At 46.6% G+C, this 23,919-nt stretch carries 23 protein-coding genes and 1 tRNA gene; 5 read left to right on the top strand and 19 right to left on the bottom strand.

Annotation, left to right across the window (positions count from 1 at the left end):
- Positions 1-15: 15 nt before the first annotated feature.
- From ACZ444_RS04965 to gabT, 4 genes are all read right to left on the bottom strand, one after another.
- A complete protein-coding gene (locus ACZ444_RS04965; RefSeq protein WP_382359887.1) occupies positions 16-1,002 on the bottom strand; it encodes a pyridoxal-phosphate dependent enzyme in 987 nt (328 codons plus the stop codon).
- Between the two features lie 49 nt (positions 1,003-1,051).
- Positions 1,052-2,275 carry a M20 metallopeptidase family protein gene (locus ACZ444_RS04960; RefSeq protein ID WP_382359885.1) on the bottom strand — a complete coding sequence of 408 codons (1,224 nt, stop codon included), beginning with the start codon at positions 2,273-2,275 and terminating at the stop codon, positions 1,052-1,054.
- A 104-nt stretch (positions 2,276-2,379) separates the two neighbouring features.
- A complete protein-coding gene (locus ACZ444_RS04955) occupies positions 2,380-3,822 on the bottom strand; it encodes an NAD-dependent succinate-semialdehyde dehydrogenase (RefSeq protein WP_382359882.1) in 1,443 nt (480 codons plus the stop codon).
- 30 nt (positions 3,823-3,852) lie between these two features.
- Positions 3,853-5,208: a 4-aminobutyrate--2-oxoglutarate transaminase gene (gene gabT, locus ACZ444_RS04950; RefSeq protein ID WP_382359879.1), complete on the bottom strand. Its 1,356-nt coding sequence runs from the start codon at positions 5,206-5,208 to the stop codon at positions 3,853-3,855.
- 253 nt (positions 5,209-5,461) lie between these two features.
- Here gabT and ACZ444_RS04945 point away from each other — a divergent pair, with 253 nt between their 5' ends.
- Complete coding sequence (locus tag ACZ444_RS04945) at positions 5,462-6,442, top strand: 2-hydroxyacid dehydrogenase (protein ID WP_382359876.1); 981 nt, start codon at positions 5,462-5,464, stop codon at positions 6,440-6,442.
- 62 nt (positions 6,443-6,504) lie between these two features.
- Here ACZ444_RS04945 and ACZ444_RS04940 read toward each other — a convergent pair whose 3' ends face one another.
- Positions 6,505-7,692, bottom strand: coding sequence for a M24 family metallopeptidase (locus tag ACZ444_RS04940; RefSeq protein WP_382359873.1), 1,188 nt, complete (start codon positions 7,690-7,692; stop codon positions 6,505-6,507).
- A gap of 409 nt (positions 7,693-8,101) precedes the next feature.
- Here ACZ444_RS04940 and ACZ444_RS04935 point away from each other — a divergent pair, with 409 nt between their 5' ends.
- Positions 8,102-8,548 (top strand): flavodoxin domain-containing protein, encoded by a 447-nt coding sequence (locus ACZ444_RS04935; protein ID WP_382359870.1) that lies wholly within the window; start codon positions 8,102-8,104, stop codon positions 8,546-8,548.
- 206 nt (positions 8,549-8,754) lie between these two features.
- Here ACZ444_RS04935 and ACZ444_RS04930 read toward each other — a convergent pair whose 3' ends face one another.
- Together ACZ444_RS04930 and ACZ444_RS04925 are read right to left on the bottom strand one after the other, a co-directional pair.
- A complete protein-coding gene (locus ACZ444_RS04930) occupies positions 8,755-9,465 on the bottom strand; it encodes a ferredoxin--NADP reductase (RefSeq protein ID WP_382359867.1) in 711 nt (236 codons plus the stop codon).
- A 79-nt stretch (positions 9,466-9,544) separates the two neighbouring features.
- Complete coding sequence (locus ACZ444_RS04925) at positions 9,545-10,537, bottom strand: sodium:calcium antiporter (RefSeq protein ID WP_382359864.1); 993 nt, start codon at positions 10,535-10,537, stop codon at positions 9,545-9,547.
- 252 nt (positions 10,538-10,789) lie between these two features.
- On the opposite strand from ACZ444_RS04925, the gene ACZ444_RS04920 reads away from it, so the two are divergent.
- Both ACZ444_RS04920 and ACZ444_RS04915 read left to right on the top strand, forming a co-directional pair.
- The gene (locus ACZ444_RS04920) at positions 10,790-11,842 is read left to right on the top strand and encodes a dipeptidase (RefSeq protein WP_382359861.1); all 1,053 of its coding nucleotides are present in this window, start codon (positions 10,790-10,792) and stop codon (positions 11,840-11,842) included.
- 144 nt (positions 11,843-11,986) lie between these two features.
- Positions 11,987-12,910: an AEC family transporter gene (locus ACZ444_RS04915; RefSeq protein WP_382359858.1), complete on the top strand. Its 924-nt coding sequence runs from the start codon at positions 11,987-11,989 to the stop codon at positions 12,908-12,910.
- 92 nt (positions 12,911-13,002) lie between these two features.
- Here the strand turns inward: ACZ444_RS04915 and pruA are convergent, their stop codons facing one another.
- The 4 genes from pruA to ACZ444_RS04895 all read right to left on the bottom strand — a co-directional run bounded on the left by pruA (position 13,003) and on the right by ACZ444_RS04895 (position 17,529).
- Entirely contained in the window at positions 13,003-14,550 is a 1,548-nt protein-coding gene (gene pruA, locus ACZ444_RS04910) for an L-glutamate gamma-semialdehyde dehydrogenase (protein ID WP_382359855.1), read from the bottom strand.
- A 150-nt stretch (positions 14,551-14,700) separates the two neighbouring features.
- The gene (gene rbsK, locus ACZ444_RS04905) at positions 14,701-15,588 is read right to left on the bottom strand and encodes a ribokinase (protein WP_382359853.1); all 888 of its coding nucleotides are present in this window, start codon (positions 15,586-15,588) and stop codon (positions 14,701-14,703) included.
- A complete protein-coding gene (locus ACZ444_RS04900; protein ID WP_382359850.1) occupies positions 15,578-16,579 on the bottom strand; it encodes a LacI family DNA-binding transcriptional regulator in 1,002 nt (333 codons plus the stop codon). The genes rbsK and ACZ444_RS04900 overlap by 11 nt, the downstream gene beginning before the upstream one ends.
- Before the next feature lie 158 nt (positions 16,580-16,737).
- A complete protein-coding gene (locus tag ACZ444_RS04895) occupies positions 16,738-17,529 on the bottom strand; it encodes an SDR family oxidoreductase (protein WP_382359847.1) in 792 nt (263 codons plus the stop codon).
- A 199-nt stretch (positions 17,530-17,728) separates the two neighbouring features.
- Here ACZ444_RS04895 and ACZ444_RS04890 point away from each other — a divergent pair.
- Positions 17,729-17,801 (top strand) — tRNA-Ala (locus ACZ444_RS04890).
- Positions 17,802-17,977: 176 nt separating this feature from the next.
- On the opposite strand, the gene ACZ444_RS04885 is transcribed toward ACZ444_RS04890, so the two are convergent.
- The 8 genes from ACZ444_RS04885 to leuB all read right to left on the bottom strand — a co-directional run bounded on the left by ACZ444_RS04885 (position 17,978) and on the right by leuB (position 23,895).
- A complete protein-coding gene (locus ACZ444_RS04885) occupies positions 17,978-18,238 on the bottom strand; it encodes a DUF3951 domain-containing protein (RefSeq protein ID WP_382359844.1) in 261 nt (86 codons plus the stop codon).
- A gap of 63 nt (positions 18,239-18,301) precedes the next feature.
- On the bottom strand, positions 18,302-18,451 hold the full coding sequence (locus ACZ444_RS04880) for a DUF6007 family protein (protein WP_464433813.1): 150 nt from the start codon (positions 18,449-18,451) through the stop codon (positions 18,302-18,304).
- Positions 18,452-18,575: 124 nt separating this feature from the next.
- Complete coding sequence (locus ACZ444_RS04875) at positions 18,576-18,749, bottom strand: hypothetical protein (RefSeq protein ID WP_382359838.1); 174 nt, start codon at positions 18,747-18,749, stop codon at positions 18,576-18,578.
- 314 nt (positions 18,750-19,063) lie between these two features.
- On the bottom strand, positions 19,064-19,420 hold the full coding sequence (locus ACZ444_RS04870) for a hypothetical protein (protein WP_382359835.1): 357 nt from the start codon (positions 19,418-19,420) through the stop codon (positions 19,064-19,066).
- Positions 19,421-19,704: 284 nt separating this feature from the next.
- Positions 19,705-20,664, bottom strand: a complete 960-nt coding sequence (gene ilvA / locus ACZ444_RS04865; RefSeq protein WP_382359832.1) for a threonine ammonia-lyase — start codon at positions 20,662-20,664, stop codon at positions 19,705-19,707.
- A 68-nt stretch (positions 20,665-20,732) separates the two neighbouring features.
- Positions 20,733-21,317: a 3-isopropylmalate dehydratase small subunit gene (gene leuD, locus ACZ444_RS04860; RefSeq protein ID WP_382359829.1), complete on the bottom strand. Its 585-nt coding sequence runs from the start codon at positions 21,315-21,317 to the stop codon at positions 20,733-20,735.
- 48 nt (positions 21,318-21,365) lie between these two features.
- A complete protein-coding gene (gene leuC / locus ACZ444_RS04855) occupies positions 21,366-22,769 on the bottom strand; it encodes a 3-isopropylmalate dehydratase large subunit (RefSeq protein WP_382359826.1) in 1,404 nt (467 codons plus the stop codon).
- A 19-nt stretch (positions 22,770-22,788) separates the two neighbouring features.
- Positions 22,789-23,895, bottom strand: coding sequence for a 3-isopropylmalate dehydrogenase (gene leuB / locus ACZ444_RS04850; protein ID WP_382359823.1), 1,107 nt, complete (start codon positions 23,893-23,895; stop codon positions 22,789-22,791).
- Between the last annotated feature and the right edge of the window lie 24 nt (positions 23,896-23,919).

Genomic DNA, 23,919 nt, shown 5'->3' with positions numbered 1-23,919 from the left:
AAACCTCCCCATCACTTACACATTATCATTGTCAAACGGGTTATTAAGGGACGTCATAGTCATCGGGTCGACGTTGCACCCGCTGACGACAACTACTGCATGAGAGCCGAGCTGAACCCGGTTATCTAAAATAGCACCAATACCTGAGGCGGCTGCTCCTTCCACAACCATACGCTCCTGCTCCAGCATAAACACCATGCCGCGAGCAATCGAATCGTCATCAAGCAACAGAATGTCATCAACATATTGCTTCACCATGGCCATGGTGTAATGGTTGTCGCGTCCAATACCGCCCAACAGACTGTCAGCCAGTGTATTCTGTTCTGTCACCGTCACGGGTTCTCCCTGCTTAATGCTTTCATACATAGCAGGGCCTCTAATGGTGGAAATTCCGGTAATCCGAATATTCGGATCAGCTGTCTTCAGCGCAACACCCAAGCCTGCGTGCAGACCGCCTCCGGATAGGCCGCCGATAACCGTATCCACTTCCGGCATTTCTTCCAGAATTTCAAGACCTATGGTGCCCTGCCCAGCAATTACCAATCCATCGTCAAACGGATGGATTAATGTGAGTCCGTGCTCTTTCGCAAGCTGATACCCCCTATTCTCAGCATCGTCCTGCGAATTACCACTCATTTCGATTTGTGCACCAAAACGTTTCAACGTTTCTATTTTCGTTTGTGGCACCCAGCGGGAAATGCAGATTACAGCATTGATATGAAGTTTTTTAGCCATATAGGCGACACTTAAACCAAAATTACCTGTCGAAAAGGTTACGACACCTCGTTTTTGTTCCTGTGATGGTAGATTCAGCATTTTATTAGCTGCGCCTCTTATTTTGAAGGAATAGGCGGGATGAAGATTTTCCAGTTTTAGATGGACGGGGCTGCCCGCAGTTTCAGATAGTGGCTTAGAGTAGATTAATGGTGATTTAGTAACCCATGGAGCAATCCGGTTTTTCGCCTTCCAGACATCCCGCTGGGTAACGGAATGTGATGTCAAGTGAAGCCCCCTTTGTTTTGTTGATCATGATTAAAACGTTGCGGCCATATCAGTCACCCTGGTGCTTAAATTCACCTGATTGCAAAAAGTGTTCAACCGTTTGTGTTAAAATACTGACACCGATCGGCAGGATATTTTCATCAATATCAAAATTTGGTGTATGCAGATCACGCGTTTTCCCGTCACCAACGGCACAGCCCAGAAAAAACATGGCCCCTGGAACGGCCCGGGTCATATGGGCAAAATCCTCCCCGCCCATCCCAAACGGCTGGTTCAATACATTAAAACCAGGGTGATTGTCATTCAGTGCTTGCCGAATGAACTGATTCACGTCCGGATAATTGTAGAGCACGGGATCCTCAGGCTCAATTGACAGTTTATAATCGCCACCTAAAGATCCAGCAAGAGCAAAGGCCTTTTCCAGCTCTGCATGCATCCGTTTACGAACATCCGTATCATAGCTGCGGATGGTTCCCTTGACAGATACCTCTGACGGAATGACATTGCTGGCAAAACCACCCTCGATCTGTCCTATGCTGATGACAGCTGAGTCGAGCGGTGACACCCGCCTGCCGGTAATCCCGTACAAGGTCTGCAATACAGGCCCGAGCATCCAGACAGGATCTGCCGCCAAGTGCGGATAAGCTCCGTGACCCCCCGTTGCCAAGACACTCGCTTCAAACACATCGACATTAGCCATGCTATAGCCGTCATGCACTTTAACAGTCTCCACAGGGTCTTCCGGACTCATGTGCAATGCGAGCACAGCATCCACATCTTCGAGCACACCTGCTTCAATCATATAGGGCGCCCCAGTGGAACCTTGTTCATCCGATGCTTCTTCCGCCGGCTGAAACAAAAACTTAACTGTCCCGTTCAGCTGACCGTCCTGAAAAAGATCACTGAGAACAGTGGCAGCACCCAGCCCAATAGCCGAATGAGCATCATGGCCGCAAGCATGCATGACGCCATCATGAACGGAACGATAAACACATGTATTGGTCTCCTGAATAGGAAGCGCATCCATATCTGCCCGTATGGCAATGACAGGCCCTGCGCCGGATGAAATCTGCCCCATAACCGCAGTTGAATAACCGACATTAGTCTCAACCTGCATTCCCGGAATTTGACGCAGTGTATCAGCTATCAATTGGGATGTCTCTGTTTCCTGAAAACTTAGTTCGGGATATTGGTGAAAGTGACGCCGCCAGTCTATCAGGCGGCCAGCTAATGCGCGGGCCTTTGTCTCGACAGCCGAATCTTTCGCCGCCACGTCATCCCTCCTCGACTGCCATTTTCCTGTGTGTTTATGTGTTAATGAAGTGGAACCGGAACGAACCGATTCCACTTATCACAAACTTAGAAGTTATTCACATGTTAATCCATAGCGATTGAAACATATTGTGATTCAACATATTCCTCAATGCCTTCATGACCGCCTTCACGGCCAATTCCGCTTTGCTTCATGCCACCAAATGGCACTTGGGCTGCTGATGGGCCGCCATCATTCCAGCCAACAATACCAAAGTCCAGATTTTCAATCAGCTGCATGCCCCGGGAAACATCATTGGTGAACACATAAGCAGCCAGACCATATGGCGTATCATTGGCCAGTTTTGCCGCTTCAGCATCACTTGTGATCTTTTCGACAGGTGTAACAGGCCCGAATGTCTCTTCCTGCATAACAACCATCGATTGATCCACGTCCTTAACCACGGTTGGCTGATAAAACACACCGTCATTTTCATGAAGCGCGTCGCCGCCCGTTACGACAGTCGCACCCTTGGATGCCGCATCATCCACATGGTGTTTCACCTTATCCAGGCCATCCTGATTAATCAACGGCCCTATATCAACCGACTCATCAGTGCCATTGCCGACTTTAAGTTTCTGGACTTCTTTCGAAAGTTTATCAACATAGTCATCGTAGACACCTTCCTGAACATAGATCCGGTTGGCACAAATGCAAGTCTGGCCGGCATTGCGGAACTTGGACTGAACCGTGCCTTTAACCGCCTGGTCGATATCCGCATCATCAAGGACAACGAGCGGTGCATGGCCGCCAAGCTCCAGCGATAATTTTTTCACTTGATCAGCGCTTTGTTTAATCAGGGTTTTGCCGACTTCAGTTGATCCTGTGAACGTCACTTTGCGGACTTTACTGTTTTCCATGACTGTTTTGGCAAATTTTGACGACGATCCCGTCATTAAATTGACAACGCCTTTCGGAAAGCCTGCCTCTTCACACAGTTCCATCAGCTTCACTGCCGTTAATGGGCTCTCGCTCGACGGCTTCATAATCACGGTGCACCCTGAGGCCAGCGCCGGTCCCATTTTACGTGTCAGCATCGCAGCTGGAAAATTCCATGGTGTAATAGCCGCTACCACGCCGACCGGTTTTTTCCATACTTGCAGGCGCTTGCCTGGTGTGTGTGTCGGAACCGTATCACCGTAAACGCGCTTGCCTTCTTCTGCAAACCACTCAATAAACGAAGCGGCATACTTAACCTCGCCGCGTGACTCATCGATAGGCTTACCCATCTCGGCGGTCATGGTCTGAGCAAGATCTTCCAGGTTATCATGCATGAGCTGAAACAATTTCTTTAAATAACCAGCACGCTCATGAGACGACCGCTCTGACCATGTCTGAAAGGCATCATAAGCTGCATCAATGGCCTGTTCCGTCTCGTTTTCACCACCGTATGGCACCTTGCCGACCGTTTCATTCGTTGCTGGATTCACGACTCCAAGCGTATCAAGATCGCCGCCAGTCCATTCGCCATTAATGTTCATTAAATAACTGTCTGTTTTTATTGCCATGTTCATCACTCCTTTATTAGATTGCGTTGTTTAGTTAACTTTTTCGCCGACAACGGACGCCTCAATGGCCTCCTCCAGAATCTCAAGCCCCTCATCCAGCTGATCATCCGTAATGACAAGCGGCATGAGAAAACGAACAACATTATCATACACACCCGCATTTAAGGCAATCAATCCGCGCTCGCGTGCTTGCTGCAGCACCTTGCCGACCATGTCTTTGTCCGGTTCTTTTGTGCTGCGGTCCTTCACAAATTCAAGGGCACACATAGCGCCAATGCCGCGATAATCACCGATAATATCGAACTTATCATAAAGCTGTTCAAACTTTTTCATAATCCTGTCACCGATAATAACCGCACGATCGTTCAATTTTTCCTTTTCCATAATATCCAGCACTGCCAGACCAGCGCGGCAGCCCATAGGTGTGCCACAGTACGTGCCCCCAAGTTCACCTGGGTTTGCATCATCCATGATCTGCTGCCGCCCGATAATGCCGCTGATCGGCAGTCCGGCTGCCATGGATTTGGAGACAGTTACCAGATCTGGTTCGACGTCAAAATGCTCCATCGCAAAATAGTTGCCCGTTCGGCCGAATCCCGTCTGAATTTCGTCAGCGATAAACAGAATGCCATGCTGCTTACATAAGTCATATACCCCTTTTACGAACTTTTTATTCGGGATAATAAAACCACTTTCACCCTGAACTGGTTCCATTATAAAGGCTGCGACCTGACTCGGGTCAATTTCCGTAATAAAAAAATCCCGTACCCGTTCCAGAAGCAAATCCGTATACGCTTCTTCACTCATCCCGTCCGGACGGCGATAATTGTACGGAAACGGAGCATGATAGACTTCTGGCGCAAACGGACCATATTCATACTTGTAGGGTTTAACCTTGCCAGTCATCGCCATCGTAAGAAGCGTCCGCCCGTGAAAACCGCCTGACAATGATACAACAGCCTGCCGTCCTGTATACTTGCGGGCAATCTTAACAGCATTTTCATTGGCCTCTGCACCACTGTTTAAAAACATTGTCTTTTTAGGAAAGCTGCCCGGGGCAAGATCAGCCAATTTTTCAGCGAGTTCAATATAAGAATCATACATCATGACGTTGAACCCGGTATGGATGTATCGCGGCGCCTGATCCTGCAAAGCATTTACAACCGTGTCATGACTGTGACCGACATTATTGACACCGATCGCGCCAGCAAAGTCGATAAATTGATTCCCGTCAATATCCTGAATCAATGCTCCCTTGGCAGATTCAACAAATGCCGGCGTGCCGTAACTGACACCATGCGGCACGGCACCATGCCTGCGCTCTAGCCATTCTTTTGCCTTAGGACCCGGCAGTGATGTCTTAACACTGGCAAACTGTTTATGCATTGTGATACCTCCCCTTACAAGTGTTCGAAAATAGTTTTTGCATCTTCCCCCATTCACTATATGCGTACGCTTCACACTTTATTCGAGACACTGCATCACCGCGTAACACTATTTCGGACTTTATGTTACAGTAATCTGAATTATACCGGACGTATTATTATTAAATTTTTGCCAAAACATTGACGATTGTTCTGTTTCCGTCTATGTTTGCAGTAAATGTGTTCCCTGCATCCAGGGGGATAGGAGGAATCTAGTGAAGAAAAAAATTATCGCCTATAATCGTGTCGAAAAGCCTGTTCTGGAAAAGTTACAGCAGTCATATGATGCCCGCTTTTTTCAAAACGCCGACACAAAACATGATCCGGCTTTTTTAACTGCTTTGCGTGAAGCAGAGGGCATTATTGGTCTTGATTTGCCGGTTGACGCAGACTTGCTGGCCCATGCCCACAAATTAAAAGTCATCAGCAATGTCTCCGTCGGCTACGACAATTTAGATCTCGACGCTATGAGCAGGCACGGTGTTATGGGGACCAATACACCTGGCGTATTAGACGATACAGTAGCCGATGCCATTTTCGGCATTCTGATTGCTGCGGCCCGGCGGATTCCAGAGCTCGACCAATTCGTCAAAAATGGCAAGTGGCAATCCGCGGCCATCGATAATGACCATTTTGGCCACAATGTTCATCATAAAACACTCGGCATCATTGGCATGGGCCGAATCGGAAAAGCAATTGCCAAACGAGGGTATTTCGGATTTGACATGCCCATTTTATACCACACCCGGAGCCCAAAACCGGATGCTGAAGAAGCATTTGCTGCGGAATACTGTTCACTGGAAACATTGCTCCAGGAATCAGATTTCGTCTGCTTAATGGCACCGCTCACCCCAGAGACGGAGGGGTTGATCGGGAAGCGCGAGTTCCAGCTGATGAAGTCATCTGCCATCTTTATTAATGGCTCCCGCGGCCCGACGGTGATCGAACAGGATCTGGTCGATGCCTTAAAGAACAACGACATAACCGCCGCTGGTCTGGATGTTTTTAGCCAGGAGCCAGTCGAGCCTGACCACCCGCTGCTGAACATGACACAAGTCGTGACGACACCGCATATTGGTTCGTCCACGCACGAGACAGAGGAAAAAATGTCAGAACTGGCCGCAAAAAATTTGGAATCCGGTCTGAATGGTGAAAAACCTGTGAATTTAATTAATCCGGAAGCGTGGAAATTCTAAAATCCTGAACAGTTTAAGCCGTCCTCGGCATACTTGGTGGAGGGCGGCTTTTTTATACGTCTTTATGCCAAGCGGATATTGGGCTTCACCTGCAGTTCACGCGGATAATCCGCAAGAATGTCACACCCATCTTCCGTCACGCGGAATGATTCACTAATTTCGACTCCCATATTGTCCATCCAGATACCAGGGATCAAATGAAATGTCATATTCGGCTCCAGCACTGTACGATCATTCGGGCGGAGACTCGCTGTATGCTCTCCCCAGTCAGGCGGATAATTCAGGCCAACTGAATAACCCATACGCGATTCTTTTTTAATACCGCTCTGTTCGATAACGCCACGCCAGACGCTTTCCAGCTCCTCACACGTCACGCCTGGTCTGACTGCATCCAATGTCGTATTAATGCCTTCAAGCACCACATCCGAAACGTATTGCATCTGCTGTGATGGCTTTCCAATCACTGCTGTCCGGGCAAGCGGTGAATGATAACGTTTATAGCAGCCGGCTAATTCAATAATGGCTGGATCACCATCGTTAAACCGCTCCTCAGTCCATGTCAAATGTGAAGCAGATGTTTTCTCGCCCGTTGGAAGCAGCGGCACGATAGCTGGATAATCACCGCCGAAGTCTTCCGTCCCTGTAATTTGAGCATGTGATATGCCAGCAACAACATCACATTGCCGCACACCTTCATTCATTGTGTCAAATGCCGCTTGCATCGCTTTTTCTGAAATACGGGCCGCCTGTTTTATATAGGTGATTTCCTGTTCTGATTTTATAATCCGAAGCCAGTTGACCAGATTTGTTCCATCTTTAAACCTTGCATTCGGCAACCCCTTCGTTAGCTGTAAATAACTTTTGGCCGTAAAATAATAGGCATCCATTTCCAAAGCAATTGTCTGATTTTCCCACCCTTTTTTCTTTAATAAATCACATACAAAATCCATTGGGTGCTTGCTGTCTGACTGTACATAATCATCAGCATATGGAACTATGCAGTCCTCACTGATCCAGGTTGTGTGCCACGCCGCTTGGGCATCTTGACCGCGGCCGACCCAAATTGGCTGTTCTTCTTCCAAATGAACAATGAGCATTTGCTGGACATAAAATGACCATGCGTCATAACCGCTTAAATAATTCATATTCGCCGGATCCGTTACAAACAGCAAATCCACCTCGGCCTCAGCCATCCGCTGCTTTGTCTTCAGCAAGCGTTCCCGATACTCGGAAATTGAGAATGTTAACATGCCTTATCCCTCCCCGCTAATGTCTCCGGATAAAATCATGAAAACGCTTACCATTTCATACGACATAATTTGTTGAGAATAAGTCCCTATACTACCACCCCTTATGAAAAGACGCACGCTTTTAGAACGCCGGAAGATGACACGGTGATAGACAAACTGTCGATTACTGACAGTTTGTTACCAACAGTCTATTCATTATTTAACTGAATGTTAACTATTTTTAAATAATGAATTATGCCTTGATACATACTTATGTGGATAAATGGCATTAATCAGGTAACTATAATCGTTGAGGGATGATTTAGCATAATATGAGCTCCGGGAAATTTCACAGCTTATTAAGTTGAAAACTGTTCTCATTAGAAGGTATAATATAATGTGGTCAAGCAAATAAAGGAGTTGGTTTTCAATGGCAAATGTCCTCATAATATGTGCCAGTCTGACGGGCAGTACAGAAATCATGGCAGAAGAAATGACTGAACATCTGCAGGGACTGGGTCATGACGTAACATTCAAATCATTTGATCTCGACCCAATAGAGGCCTCACGTCTGCAGGAATTTGACTGTATCATGTTTGGCTCCTATTCATGGGATGATGATATTCCATTTGAAGTGGAAGATTTTTATGATGATATGGAAGACGTTGATCTGACAGGTAAGCGTGTCGGAGCATTCGGCTCATGCGATGCGTATTATGATATCTACGGCCCTGCAATCGATACACTCGCAACAAGAGCTTCTGAACAAAACGCAACCGTTTATAAAGAAAAGTTCAAGTTTGAACTGGAACCGGATGATCAGGACATTGAGTACGGCGAAAAATTTGCGGAAGCCGTCGTAAACCAAGAGACATAAACATACTTAGCAAAAAGCGCGAATCCATCTATAGCTGGATTCGCGCTTTTTATACAAGTGAGCTTGTATTGATAACAAACATTATGTTAAAGATTGCACTGTTTATGGCGCTGTTAAGAACCAACGCAATTAGACAGCCAAAAAGTTAAACCATCTAGCACAGGCGTATGCTCTCATAGACCATGTCCCTGGCAGGTCACGCAAGACTAATAGCCGCCAAACTCTTCAGCTCGGATATTGTCCTCATTCGCGCCTGCTTCAACCAGCATATCATACATCGCATTAACCATTCCTGGCGGCCCGGAGAGATAATAGATCGGTTTACTCACATCGGATACATACCGTTTCAGCATATCCGCATCGATATGCCCGCTCTCACCGTCCCATTCAGAATCAGCCTGTGTCATAACTGGGACGAACGTGAAATTCGGATTTTCTTTCTCGAATTCCCGCAGGTCAGACATAAACGGTGCATCCTCTGGCTTGCTGTTTGAAAACAGCAAAGTCATATCGTGTGATGTCTCTTGTTTTGTTGCCTCACCAATCATACTCCGAATTGGCGTTATGCCAATACCGCCAATCAGGAAAACAGCTGGCGTTGATTCGGTCTTGTGCAGCGTGAAATGGCCATTCGGACCATCAAATTCAACCTCATCGCCCTCAGAGAGTTTGGATAACTCCCGTTTAAAAGCTGAATCACGCATACGAGTAGCGGTCACCAGCTCATTTTCTGAAGGTGCATAAACGAACGAGAAAGGCCGGGTATTTCCTTCTTCATCCGTCTCATCCGGATTTATTAAAGTAAAATCACCCAATTGGCCTGCTTTGAATTCAAATCCTTCAGGCATTTCCCAGTGGAAAGCCATGGTATCTTCAGCTACTTCTTCTTTCCAACGTAATTTAATTCGTTCAGCCATTGTCTTCAGCTCCTTATCGTCAATAATGTTGCACTTATATCATGTATTCCCTTGCAATCCTGCAGTTAAACCTGATTTTTTAGCCTTTTAATACAAGATACTGAACCAGAAAGTAGCCCACCACCATTATCACCGAAGGATTGCTGTAGGCAGTCAGCGATTTCGTTTGCTGCCGCATGAACGACCAGATGATAATAGCTGCCAGGAAAGAACCGCCAGCAGCCGACACTATGTGAGAAGCGCTGACATCAGTTAAAATGGCACCATCCTGATAGACAAAGTCTGATAAAGCGAGAATCACCATATTCAGCATATTACTGCCAAGAATAGCACCTATCGCCAAATTAACATTTTTCAGCCGTAATGCCGAAAAAACTGACACTGCTTCCGGAAGTGACGTAGCCGCCGCAACCAGAAAACTGCCTATGAAACTGGAGCCAAGCCCCGTTACATCAGCAATCTCATCGCCGGTTATCGAAAGCAATGTACCTGACCCTAAAATAATCACAGCTGTCAGGATAAAACCAATTATCGCAAATTTCACCGGAATAGAAGCAGTCTTAGCCGCTGTGTCCTTTGCATCTTTCACCGTCTCAGTGCGGGTTTGCGGCGATGGCATTTGACTGATGATTATCATGCCAGCAATATAGGCCGCTAAAATCAGCCAAGCATCCACCCCGCCTCCCAACAGGGTATAACCTGGTCTGAACAGCAGAGCAGTTAACACAAGCAACATGAGAAATAGACCTAAAAACGCCGTATACTTATGATTCCTGTTAGCAAGGTAAAACAGTTTGTGCCGCCTGTAAAACAGGTCCAGTACAGCCAATATAAATATATTAAACAAATTAGAACCAAGCATATTGCCAATTGCAATATCACTATTAGCAATCACAACTGCTGAGAAACTTGTCGTCAGTTCCGGGAGTGATGTCGCACCTGCAAGCAGAACCGTTCCGACAAGCATCCCGCCCATTCGTGTTTTACTGCTGATAACATCAGCATATTGTGATAGTTTTATGGCAGTTAAAACGGTTATCGCCGCTGCTAAACCAAACCAGACAAATACCACGTCTACAACTCCTTTACAATAGCCAGCTGTCCATTAGTAAATATAAGCTGTTTATTTATAATCGATTATCAGGTAAAAGATGAGGCGTGTCCAGAAGAAACCATGGTTGATTTTAACAAAACCGCTCTATCTTTTCACTAACTATCTTGTTATATTTCATAATCACCGTAAATAAATGGCCCCCGAAACATACAACGCTATTAAAATATGGTAAACTAAAAACACGTTTAAACAAAAAGGAGTGTTGCAATAATGGGCCACTTTCCAATACTGGACGGACACAATGACACACTTCTCAGGCTGCACAAGTCGAACGATACCCCTTCTTTTTTCACAGAAAGCACCTCAGGCCATATCGATCTGCCGCGCGCTAAAAAAGGCGGCCTGGGCGGCGGCTTCTTTGCCGTCTACACACCGGATGCCGTGGATCAGGGCGGGCCGGAGAGCCATTTAACGGAAACTGGCTATGATGTACCGCTGCCTCCGATGATCAGTCACGAACGGGCCTTGACATTTTCGAATGCTTTGGCTGCGAAATTATTTCAGATTGAGGCTGCTTCAGATGGTCAGTTTAAGGTCGTCCGGACAGCTGCTGAATTAAAAGATTGTCTGCAGCAGCAGGACATGATGGCTGCCATTTTTCACATTGAAGGTGCGGAAGCGATTGATACAAACCTGGACGCCCTTCATGTGCTCTATCAAGCCGGATTGCGGTCACTCGGCATCGTCTGGAGCCGGCCCAATCTATTCGGGGAAGGCGTCCCGTTTCGCTATCCATCTTCACCTGACACCGGGTCCGGCCTGACGGACGCCGGCAAAGCCCTCGTCAGAGAATGCAACCAGCTGGGAATTATGATCGACACAACCCACCTGAATGAGAAAGGGTTCTGGGATGTCGCAAATATAACGGACGCGCCAATCGTGGCAACCCATTCCAATGCCCACGCCCTCAGCCCAAGCGCTCGCAATCTGACCGATAAACAGCTTGCAGCCATTGCGGCGTCGGGAGGTGTGGCCGGTATTAATTATGCGGTCAATATGCTGCGGCAGGATGGCGGTCTCGGAACCAATATCTCACTGGATAACATTGTCCGGCATGTGGCTTATATCGCCGAAAATTTCGGTGTTGACCATGTTGCTTTAGGTTCCGATTTCGACGGCACAACTGTCTCAGACTCATTAAGCGATGTGACAGGGCTTCCTCATTTGCTGGAACGCTTGAAGGCACATGGCTTCGATGACGATGAGCTGCAAAAAATCACCCACGGAAATTGGGTACGGGTGCTGGAAAATACGTGGAAGTAATATAGCAGCATAGCCGGCTGTCCTGCCAGGGCTGCCGGCAGTTTCGTGCTGCTGTCTCATACGCGCTGGGACAGCACCTATAATCATAGCCGGGTTTTTACTAAAATAGAATCTCTATGATAGTCACAAGAAAGGGCGACTTTGTTGACTGAACTGTATACAATTTTAATTGATATCCTGCTCCCTGTCTTCATCATTATGGGGATCGGGTTTTTAATGGAGAAAAAATTTAAGCTTGATCTGCAGACGCTGGCGAAGCTGAATATTTATTTTCTTGTTCCCGGATTCATTTTTGTTAAATTATATGATACGAATTTTTCCGGCAAAATCTTTTTGCTGGTTATCCTATTTTTCGCCTTATACATGATCATTCTGTTCCTCATTTCCAAGCTTATTGCGAAATTCAAGGGGTATAGTCAATCGAAAAGCGCGACATTCTCAAACAGTGTGATTCTGTTCAACTCGGGCAATTATGGTGTGCCGGTAAACGACCTTGTGTTTAAAGGCGATTCATTTGCCATGTCCATTCAAGTCATTATTCTGACGATGCAAAATATCCTGACGTTCTCCTATGGCATTTTCGCTATGCAGTCAGCAAGCATCGGCAAATGGCAAGCCATTCTCAGCTATTTTAAAATGCCTGTCCTGTATGCGATGGCAGCCGGTATCCTGCTCAATCTGTTTAACGTGCCCATGCCGTCCTTTTTATGGACGCCGGCGAACTATATTTCTGACGGGATGATCGCAATAGCCCTGGTTCTGCTGGGTGCTCAAGTGGCACAAATTAAACTCACCTCAGCCCTGACGGATGTTTACTACAGTGTGATAGTGCGCTTAGTGCTCGGACCCGCCATCGCCTTCATCATCATCTTGTTGTTGGGAATTGATGGCATCACAGCCCAGGCTCTATTCATAGCCTCTGCCATGCCGACAGCGGTAAACAGCTCGGTGATTGCCCAGGAATATGATAATCACCCGCATCTGGCCGCGCAGATTGTGTTATTTTCCACCATCTGCAGTGCCATCAGCGTAACAGGTGTCATCTATCTGGCGAGAGTTCTGTTTTAAGCCTACAGCTGTTTATGAAGAGAACAGGGACATTATGAATTCAACTAGCTATAAAAAAGAGCGGCACGTAACGGTGCCGCCTTTTTTTATATTTACCAGGTTTCTGTTACAGTTTTTGGATTCAGGAAGTTCAGGAGATAATCCGGGCCGCCTGCTTTGGCGTTCGTTCCGGACATTTTGTAGCCGCCAAATGGCTGGTAGCCAACAATGGAGCCAGTGCATCCGCGGTTGAAGTACAAGTTGCCGACTTCAAATTCATAGCGGGCACGGTTCAAATGCGCACGGTTCTTAGAGATAACCGCGCCTGTCAGCGCATAATCCGTGTTGTTGGCAATGTCCATAAGTTCATCAAAGTCTTTTGCTCTCGTGAAACCAACCACTGGACCGAAGATTTCCTCTTGCATGATACGGCTTTGCGGATCCAGGTCTTTAAAGATGGTTGGATAAACGTGATAGCCTTTGGAGTCGTCTGTTTCGCCGCCAAAAACGAGTTCGCCTTCCTGCTTACCGATTTCAATGTAATCTTTAATTCTATCAAACTGTTTTTGGTTGACGACAGCACCCATACCAACATTTTCTTCACCAGGGTTGCCGACTGTATAGGACTTAGCCTTTTCAGCGGTTTTAGCCAGTACCTCGTCATAGACATCCTGATGCACAATAGCACGTGAGCATGCCGAGCACTTTTGCCCCTGGAAGCCAAATGTTGAATCAACGATCGACTGGGCTGCAAGATCCAGGTCAGCGTCGTTATCGACAACGATCGTATCCTTACCACCCATTTCAGCAACGACACGCTTCAAATGTGCCTGGCCTTCATGGACAACAGCAGCACGTTCATAAATACGCGTACCAGTCGCGCGGGAGCCGGTGAAATTGATGAATTGTGTATCGATATGGTCAACAAGATAGTCACCAATTTCAGCAGGGTCACCCGGAATGAAGTTGACGACACCTTTAGGAAGACCTGCCTCTTCCAGAATTCTGATCAGCTGATACGCAATAACGGGTGTATTTTCCGACGGTTTCATCAGAACCGGATTACCCGCTACAATCGGCGCAACGGTCGTACCAGTTACAATGGCATAAGCAAAATTCCACGGCGGAATAGCAACACCAGGTCCGATTGGCTGATAGAAGAAGGTATTATTTTCATCTGTCCGGTCATTGACTTCGCGGCCTTGTCCCAGACGAACCATCTGACGGCCATAATATTCCATAAAGTCAATGGCTTCCGCTGTATCGCCATCAGCCTGACCCCATGGTTTATTCGCTTCAAAAGACATCAGCGCGGAAAGCTCATGCTTGTGGCGGCGGGATATCGCAGCTGCCTTAAACAGAACTTCAGCACGCTCTTCTGGTGTCCACTTTTTCCATGTTTTGAATGCTTCTTTGGCAGATTCCATTGCCTGTTCAACATGTTCTTTCGTAGCCATAGAAGCTCTGCCGATAACTTGTTCTGTGTTAGCAGGATTAACAGATGTCAGTTTATTATCGGTATAAACTCTCTCTCCGCCAATAACCAGCGGATAATCCTGACCCAGTTGACTTTCAACTTTTCGGAGGGCTGCTTCATAGTCAGCATAATTTTGTTTATCGCTGAAATCTGTCTCTGTTTCGTGTGCGTATGGTAGTACCAAAATAGAACCTCCTAATCATTGCTTTTAGCTGCATGGTCCAGTTTACTACATAAAGACTTGAAAACGCAATCAACCGGTTTTTTCCATAGTAAACGGCGTTCTTGTCAGTTAAGTCCTGTTTCATTAAAGAGCTGCTTCATGTCGGGCAGCCTAGTCTTTTCCCTGCAAAAACGTCACAACATCCTGTCTGTAGGGCATCCCGCCCTGTGCACCTATTTTTTCTACTGATAAAGCGGCGGCTGCGTTCGCTGTGGCGACAGCCCTTTCCAGTGCGGTGCCACTGGCGAGTTCTGCGGCCAGTGCTCCGTTAAATGTATCACCGGCACCTGTTGTATCCTTGACTTGAATAGCATGACTGGGCACTTTTTGCTCCGCCCCATTCACAACAAACGAAACACCTTGCTCACCACGAGTAACGATTGATTTTTCTTTGATAAGTGGAAACTCTGCTTCGTTTTGCAGTGATGCCAGTTCAATTTCATTTGGCGTCATGTAGCGGGCACTGTTCAGAACTTCCTCCGGCAAAGACTGAAATGGGGCAGGATTCAGAACAACCGGAACCCCTGCCTGTTCAGCTGCTTCAGCTGTGAATGCAATGGTATCCATAGGCACTTCCAGCTGCAGGAGAACGATATCACTGTTTTGGATTAAATTGCGATATTCCGCCACTCTGTCTGACGTCACATCCCTGTTCGCTCCAGGTGCGACAATGATACGGTTGTCATTATCCGACAAAATAATGGTGGCCGTTCCCGTGGCTGATTCAGACATCGTGTCAACACCATCTGCAGCAACACCCTCATTTCTTAGGTTTTCCAGCAGATGTTTGCCAAATGGGTCGTCGCCAACTGCCCCGATAAAGGTGACATCTGCCCCCATTCGGGCCGCTGCTACCGCCTGGTTAGCTCCTTTACCGCCGGGGTTTGTGAAAAATTGATCGCCGAGAACCGTTTCACCCTGCATTGGCATGCTCTCGGTGGTGACTGTTAAATCCATATTAATGCTGCCAACAATACAGACATTCGGTTTACTGCTCATTCGTAGCCGCCTTTCGTAACGTTGATTCGCGTTCTGCCAGCTGCACGTTAAACTCTTCTGTCATAACGGTTGAATCAGCCGTCTCAATTTGATTGATCAGCATGTCCGCAGCTTTCGCGCCCATATCATAGATCGGCTGCGTCATCGTCGTCAAAGCAGGGGTTACCGTTTCACTCAGGGCAATCCCGTCAAAACCAACGACTGCCAGATCATCGGGAATTCGTTTGCCTAACGAAGCTGCGGCATGAAGCACGCCAGCACCCATCATATCATTACCAGCAAAAATGCCATCAATGTCCGGATTATTAGAAAGCATCGTCTCAACAGCTTCCTGGGCCTGATTGAAATGGTATGCACCCGACACAATATAACGGCTGTCGAACCAATCTTCCTGCTTCACAGCATCCAGATAGCCGCGCATTCGCTGAGCTGCGTTATCAGCATATTCCAGTCCGGCAACATGAGCAATACGCCGGCAGCCAATCGCCTTCAGATGATCAACCGCCTGTCTGGCACCACTCCGATTATTAACGGTAACCGACGGCATGCTGGGGCTAATAACGCGATCAAGTGCCACAGCAGGCACTTGAAGAGACTGCATGTTATCTGGTGTAAGCGAGCTGGAAACAATAATAAAACCATCAATTGACTTTTGCTGCAGGGCATTCAAATAATTCAGCTGTTTAGCTACATCATTATCGGTGTTGCAAAGCACAAATGAATAGCCATTGAGGTTTGTCTTATCTTCCACAGCGCGCGCAAGTTCCGGAAAAAAGGGATTTGTAATATCGGGAACAAGCAGCGCGATCATGCCAGAGCGCCCTTTAAAGAGACTGCGCGCCACATCATTGGGTCTGTAATCAAGCTGTTCAATGGCTTCTTTCACCCGTCTGCTGGTTTCTGCATCTGCATAGCCATTGCGGTTCATAACTCTGGATACCGTTGCCGTTGAGACATTGGCGTATCTTGCTACATCCCGGATAGTCGCCATAAAAAATTCCTTCCCATTCATTAATCGTTCAATATCTCACATAACGGGGCAATCTGCAAGAACGTTTATGTAACCCGTTACACAAACAGCATAAGTCCTTTCTGACTCGCTGTCAATGCACAGGTGCCATCCTGATATGAATCCTGATTTGACAGGACTCAAAGTGCTTTGATCATGCCGCCATCCACCAGCAGTGATTGACCTGTGATATACGTATTCGCTTGTGAACAAAGAAACACAGCTGTTTTTGCAAACTCCACCGGCTCACCGTAGCGCCCTGCAGGAATCTGTTTCTCTGCCTCCTGCTTCACTTCCGCCAGTGATTCATTCAGTTTTTCTGCCTTAACCGCATCAAGGTGGTCAACCCGGTCTGTCCCAATACGCCCAGGTCCGATTGTGTTAATTAAAATATTATCCGCAGCCAACTCCTGCGATAAACTTTTGGACAGGCCTGTAATCCCCGCTCTGAATGTGTTGGACAGAATTAAATTATCGATTGGCTCTTTAATGGATGATGAAGCGAAGTTAAGAATGTGACCGCCTCCCTGCTGTCGCATATAAGGCAATGTTTCACGAATAGCTCTGACAAAGCTCAGCAAATTAAGCTCAAATGCACCCTGCCAGTCAACATCTTTCATATCATCAAATGTGCCCGCTGGCGGCCCGCCGGCGTTATTAACTAATACATCCATTGGTCCCTGCTCGCGAACCGCTTTTGAAACAAGCTGTTTAATGGCATCGCCATCCGTTATATCACAAACACTATATGTGACGTCCGGGTTGCCAGTTTCCTCGCGTATCGCCGCGGCAGTCTGGCTAAGCTGTGATTCATCCCGGCTTGACAGAAACACCCTGGCACCCTCCATTGCAAATTGGCTAGCCGTTGCTCTTCCCAGCCCTTTACTCGATGCCAGTACGAGCACAGACTTGTCTTTCAGTCCTAAATCCATTTGAATGCCTCCCTCTTTTGTAAACGGTGCGTTTATTCCTCTATCATATACCCGTAAAGCATCTTTATGATAACGTCAGAAAATCCATTTCTGTTAAAAACGTACTTGCGGAAATGAAAGAAGACTGGATTTAAGATTTAATTAAACAACCCCTTGAAACACACTGAAAAAATGGCTATAATATATAGTGTACTTATTCGGGGCATTAGCTCAGTTGGGAGAGCGCATCGCTGGCAGCGATGAGGTCATCGGTTCGAGCCCGATATGCTCCATCCGTAATTAAAGCGTCTGTTCCTTGATGTGACAGGGTTCAGACGCTTTTTTATGGTGTTTTTTATTAACCATCACGCTCGTTTGTTTAGGTGTTAATAGTCTTCAGACTTCTTATTAATTGCCGTTCTCTATTCCTTTAGCCTCCGTTAATTAAGAATGCTAAAACCGCTATTACTTAATTCTTTTCTTTTTCATCGTACTCTTTTTCCTCGTGAAACGCGGTGTCAGTCTGACCAGTAATATGGTCAAATGGTGTATAACTATTGCTAGGCGTTCCTTTTCCCGAAACCATTTTATAAATGCCTATACTAACTACTAAAATGACAAACACTGAGAAAATAATGCCAATCAATATACTGCCCCCTAATATTACCCGTATCAGCACTACCAGGAATCCAATAAAACCATAGAGCGATAAATTAAGTGAACTTATCATTACTAAATTTAGAAACGGCTCCTCCGATAAAAAAGTCCATATTAAAATGGTCTTACATTTCTATCATCCACTCTGATCATTTCTCTTTTTAATAATGCTAACAAGAATATGAAACGCCGCAGACAAACCAAACGCAAAAAATATAACAATAATTGTATTTATTATTATGCTCCAAAAATTATAAACAGGTAAGTAAGAAAATAACAGAAACATAGGGATTATAAAAATCAGGTCCAGTATCCCCATTCTATCAAATACACCTTTTAAATCATCATTCAAAGGCGTACCACCACCTTTTTAATTCAATAAATACCTGATCGGGAAGTATTCCGTTAGTTTACTTTCCATCTGTTTTCCCCGGACCAATGCAGGCTAACCCAAGACTAACCATCAAAGCGACTAAAGAAACCGTCAGTACATTTAAACCGTCTTTAAAAATAGCATTAGTCACTGAGGCTACAATAAAAAACGAAACAAAATATAGCAAAAATCCCAAAATACGCTGTTTCAAATTCTACCCTCCATATTTTATTGTACGGCCCAGCCTTACAAACCAAGAAAGGAGATTTTTGTTTTGCTGGATCGCTGCACCTCGACAGAAGTCACGTTTTCATCCTCCATCTTTTAACTTCCTTAACTGTTTTAAACCATCAAACCGTAAACATGAATACTGCCTTAATTTTAACATATGGATTTTACAAAATGTTAAATAGTCAGATACTGAAACAATCAGCTTAATGAAGAACGCCCAAATGCTCTATCCCTAAATAAAAATGCCTCAATTCTTCAAAAGATTGATTGAGGCATTTTTTGGCCTTGCAGCCACTATTTATTAGTGCTGCTTAGTGTTTCCAGGAAGTTGATGCTATTTAAACCCAAGAGTTTCAGCGCTTTTTTGGCTCCTTTAAGGCCATGACCAGCTTCAAAATGTTTAAAAACAGCAACGCTAAGGATAATAGTGATCATAATCGATCCTATTCGAACAAACGTTTTTCCAAATACGGACATCAATAAAAATAGAGAGCCGATTAATTCAAATAGACCTGCAAACCTCATCGTGCTTCTGGATAAATTAAACCCTTCATTAAATTGTTGAGCAGCCTGGTCGTCATTTTTCACTTTCGGCAGACTGCTGTTTAAAGTTTCTTTTGCCACATAACCATTTGAAATATGCTCTAGCATGATGAATTCACTCCTGATTGCTTTTACTTAATTGCTTTTAGATTTTCTGGATGGTCTCTTGTGACATATCTCAGAACGGCTTGCATATGAAGCCAAAAATACAAGCAATGACAACCTATGATTATAACGTTTGTCTTAATAAACATCACGCGAAAAGCTTTGCGTAACATTTCAGTCACTTCTTCATGCCGTATTTATAACCTTATATAATATCATACAAGACAAACGTAAAAACCCGGATAAAGACCTGTTTATTCAGCATCTTCACCCGGGTTTTTATCATTTTAGGCTGACCGATGATGGCTGCTGGCAAGCTGCTGGATCATCGGCAATGTACTGATATCCATATTGCCGCCGCTGACGATCATGCCGCAATGCTCTGATTGTATGCGACTCCCGTGAGCAAACAATGCAGCCAGAGACGCGGCACCGGCGCCTTCCAGCAATGTTTTATTGCGTTCAAGCATATAGACAACAGCTGATGCAATATCTGTATCATTGACCGTGACGATATCATCAACATATTGATTGATCAATGGCCAGGTAAGGTCGCCTGGCTTTTTAACGGCAATCCCTTCAGCAATCGTAGACACCTGCTCGAGCCGCTTGAGACGATGACCGTAATAGCTTTCATACATGGCTGCTGCACCTGAGGCCTGCACACCAATCACCTTGATATGCGGATTCATATATTTGGCAGTTGCAGCAATTCCGCTGATCAGCCCGCCGCCGCCAATCGGGACAATAAGCGTATCAAGTCGGTCTTCCTGCTGGAGCATTTCGGCTGCAACAGTTCCCTGACCGGCCATGATTTCATAATCATCAAACGGGTGAATATACGCAGCTCCTGTTTGCCATTGTCGCTGCATTGAGGCATCATACGCTTCCTGAAATGATTCGCCGGTAAGCACCACTTCTGCACCGTAAGTCCTGGTGGCCTCAACTTTAGCCGCTGGTGTATGCTCCGGCATAAAAATCGTTGCTTGCGTATTCAGCCGGGTTGCGGCATTTGCTACGCCCTGCGCGTGATTGCCAGCCGATGCAGCAATCACGCCTTTTGCCAGTTTTTCCTCTGGCAGCTGCAGGAGTTTAAAACTTGCTCCTCTAAATTTGAATGCACCTGTCTTCTGCTGGTTTTCCATTTTAAAATACACATGTTTCCCGGCCAGAGCATCTGTTGTCGCTGACCGCAAAATGGGTGTACGGTGTGCAATCGTTGCCAGCTGCTCCCTAGCTTTGTTCATTAGATCCTTGTTTAACCAATCCCCAAGTCAGCTCACTCCTTTATTAACGATTTTTGCCTGCAGCTTTCCTAAACCTGTCTGGCGTCCTCAAACGCCGTGATGACATCTTCATGCTTCAGCGTGATGGCGATATCATCCAGCCCATAAAGCAAATTTTCCTTTTGATAAGCCGGGATATCGAACGTTATTTTCTGCATCTGATCCTGAATAATCTGTTCCTCTAAATCGACTTTCAGCACCAGTTTCCCCTGCTCTGCCTGTTTTATCCACTGCTGCACGTATTCTTCAGGCAGTTCAATAGGCAGAATGCCATTTTTCATGGCATTATTATAGAAAATATCGGCAAAACTTGGTGCGATAATCACTTGGAAGCCATAATCTTCGAGCGACCATGGCGCATGCTCACGGGATGAGCCGCAGCCAAAGTTTTCGCCGGCCAGTAAAATCGTGCCCTCTTTGTAGTCCGGCTGATTCAGGATGAAGTCAGCACGCTCCTGGCCTGTTTCATCAAATCGCCAATTGTAAAACAGAAACTGACCAAAGCCGGTCCGCTCAATCCGTTTCAAAAATTGTTTCGGGATGATCTGATCCGTGTCAACGTTTGCCCGATTTAACGGAACAGCCACACCCTCATGTTCCTGGATCGCTTTCATGGTTAACACCCCACATAAACTGGTCTCTTATCTAGTGTTTTAGACAGACTACACATTCACCGTAAGTTTCCGGACATCAACAAAGTGACCATTAATAGCGGCTGCGGCAGCCATTTCCGGACTGACCAAATGCGTACGGGCCTCATTCCCCTGTCTGCCTTCAAAATTACGGTTGGACGTTGATGCACAGCGCTCACCAGGTGGCACAATATCGTCATTCATGGCCAGGCACATGCTGCAGCCTGCTTCACGCCATTCAAATCCGGCATCTTTAAAGATTCTATCAAGTCCTTCCTTTTCTGCTTGGACTTTGACACCAAAGGAACCTGGCACCACCATGGCACGAACACCCGGATTCACCTCCTGCCCTTGGGCAATTTGGGCAGCTTTGCGTAAGTCGGTAATACGTGAATTCGTGCATGACCCAATAAAGACATGACCAACCTCGATAGACGTCATCGGCTTGTTTTCCTTAAGTCCCATATAGTCAAGAGCACGCGTGACCTCATCCGGATTTTCGGACTGGTCTATCACCGGTGTGCTGCCGCTGACTGGGACACACATGCCGGGATTGGTACCCCACGATACTTGCGGTTCAATCTCATTAGCATGAATGGTTACCGTTTTGTCGTACGCAGCCCCTTCATCGGTTGCTAGATTCAGCCATTCTACTGCTTTTGCCTCGAATGCTTCACCCTGCGGCACATGGGGCTTATCCCGGAGAAAATCGACCGTTTTCTCATCCGGACTGATCAGCCCCGCTCTGGCACCGGCTTCAATCGACATGTTGCAGATCGTCATACGTTCTTCCATTGATAAGTTCCGGATCGCTTCGCCCGTATATTCCATGATATAACCTGAACCAAAACGAACACCGAATTTTGAAATAATCGCCAAAATTAAGTCCTTCGCTGTAACACCTGTTCCAAGGTCACCGTCCACATGAACATTCAAGGTTTTCGGCGGCTTTTGCCATAATGTCTGCGTTGCCAGCACATGCTCAACTTCACTCGTGCCAATGCCAAACGCGAGCGCACCAAACGCGCCGTGCGTTGATGTGTGACTGTCGCCGCAGACAATGGTTTTACCTGGCTGGGTCATACCGAGCTGCGGGCCAATGACATGCACAATCCCCTGATAAGGATGAAACATATCGGCCAACTTCACACCAAAGTCCTGACAATTTTTCTTCAATGTGTCCATTTGCTTTTCCGCAACCTGGTCCGCAATGACATCCCGGTTGTGTGTCGGTACATTATGATCCATCGTCGCAAATGTCAGATCCGGGCGTCGGACGCGGCGATTATTTAAGCGGAGGCCTTCAAACGCCTGTGGTGATGTCACCTCATGCACCAGATGCAGATCAATATACATTAAATCAGGTTTCGCCGTTTCCTGGTGCACCAGATGATTGTTCCAAATCTTTTCTATAATCGTTTCTGGTTTGCCCATCATTCACACCTCCCCATAATCAGACATACATACGGCAAATGCTGTCTGAAACACTCTTAGCTGTTAAATAATCGATAACGGCTGCTGTCATGTGTTCTGTATCCATAAGCTGACCGTTTTCCTGAGGCAGATCTGCTGTGTGATAACCGTGATTAAGCGTCTCCTGGACCGCCTGTTCAACAGCAGACGCTTCTTCTGTCATCTGGAAGGAATGACGCAGCATGAGCGCGACTGATAAAATCATGCCTAACGGATTAACACTGCCCTGGCCGGCAATATCAGGCGCTGAGCCATGCACTGGTTCATAGAGGCCAAAGCCGTCTGAGCGAATGCTTGCAGATGGCAGCATGCCGAGAGAACCGGTAAGAACGGAAGCTTCGTCACTTAAAATATCACCGAACATATTCTCCGTCACAAGTACATCAAATTGATTAGGCTGTGTGATTAATGCCATGGCGGCGGCATCCACGAGCATATGCTCCACTTCAACATCAGGGTAGTCCTTGCTTTTTGCCTCGACTACTTCGCGCCACATCCGACTTGATTCGAGAACATTTGCTTTGTCGACTGATGTGACATGCCCGCGCCGCATGTGTGCACTCTGAAATGCTTTGTCAACAATCCGCTCCATTTCCGCGCGCTGATAACTGAGCGTATCCACAACCGCATCCCCCTGGCCGTTGCGTCCGCGTGGCTCGCCGAAATAAAGGCCGCCTGTCAGCTCACGGATGATAAGCACGTCACTGCCGGCAATGACACTTTCTTTCAGCGGCGAAGCACTCTGTAATGCCGGAAACCATTTGACAGGCCTTAGATTCGCAAACAGGCCCATAGCTTTCCGTATACCCAGCAGTCCTTTTTCGGGGCGTTTAGCCGCAGACACCCCATCCCATTTGGGACCGCCGACAGCACCAAGCAATAGCGCATCAGCCTGTTCGGAAGCCTGGATGGTTGCTTCCGGAAGAGGCGTGTCATAATGATCGACCGCCTCACCACCGATTGCCCGCTCCTCCGTTGTGAATGTGTGGCCAAACTCTGTGCCGACTGCTTGCAGCACGGCTTCAGCCGATTCCATAACTTCTTTCCCGACGCCATCACCTGGAAGCAATGAAATGTGCTTATGCATGCCCTTCTCCTCCTTTATCATGTA

Source organism: Lentibacillus kimchii (genome assembly GCF_055381965.1).
This window is presented reverse-complemented; position numbering and strand designations above follow the sequence as displayed.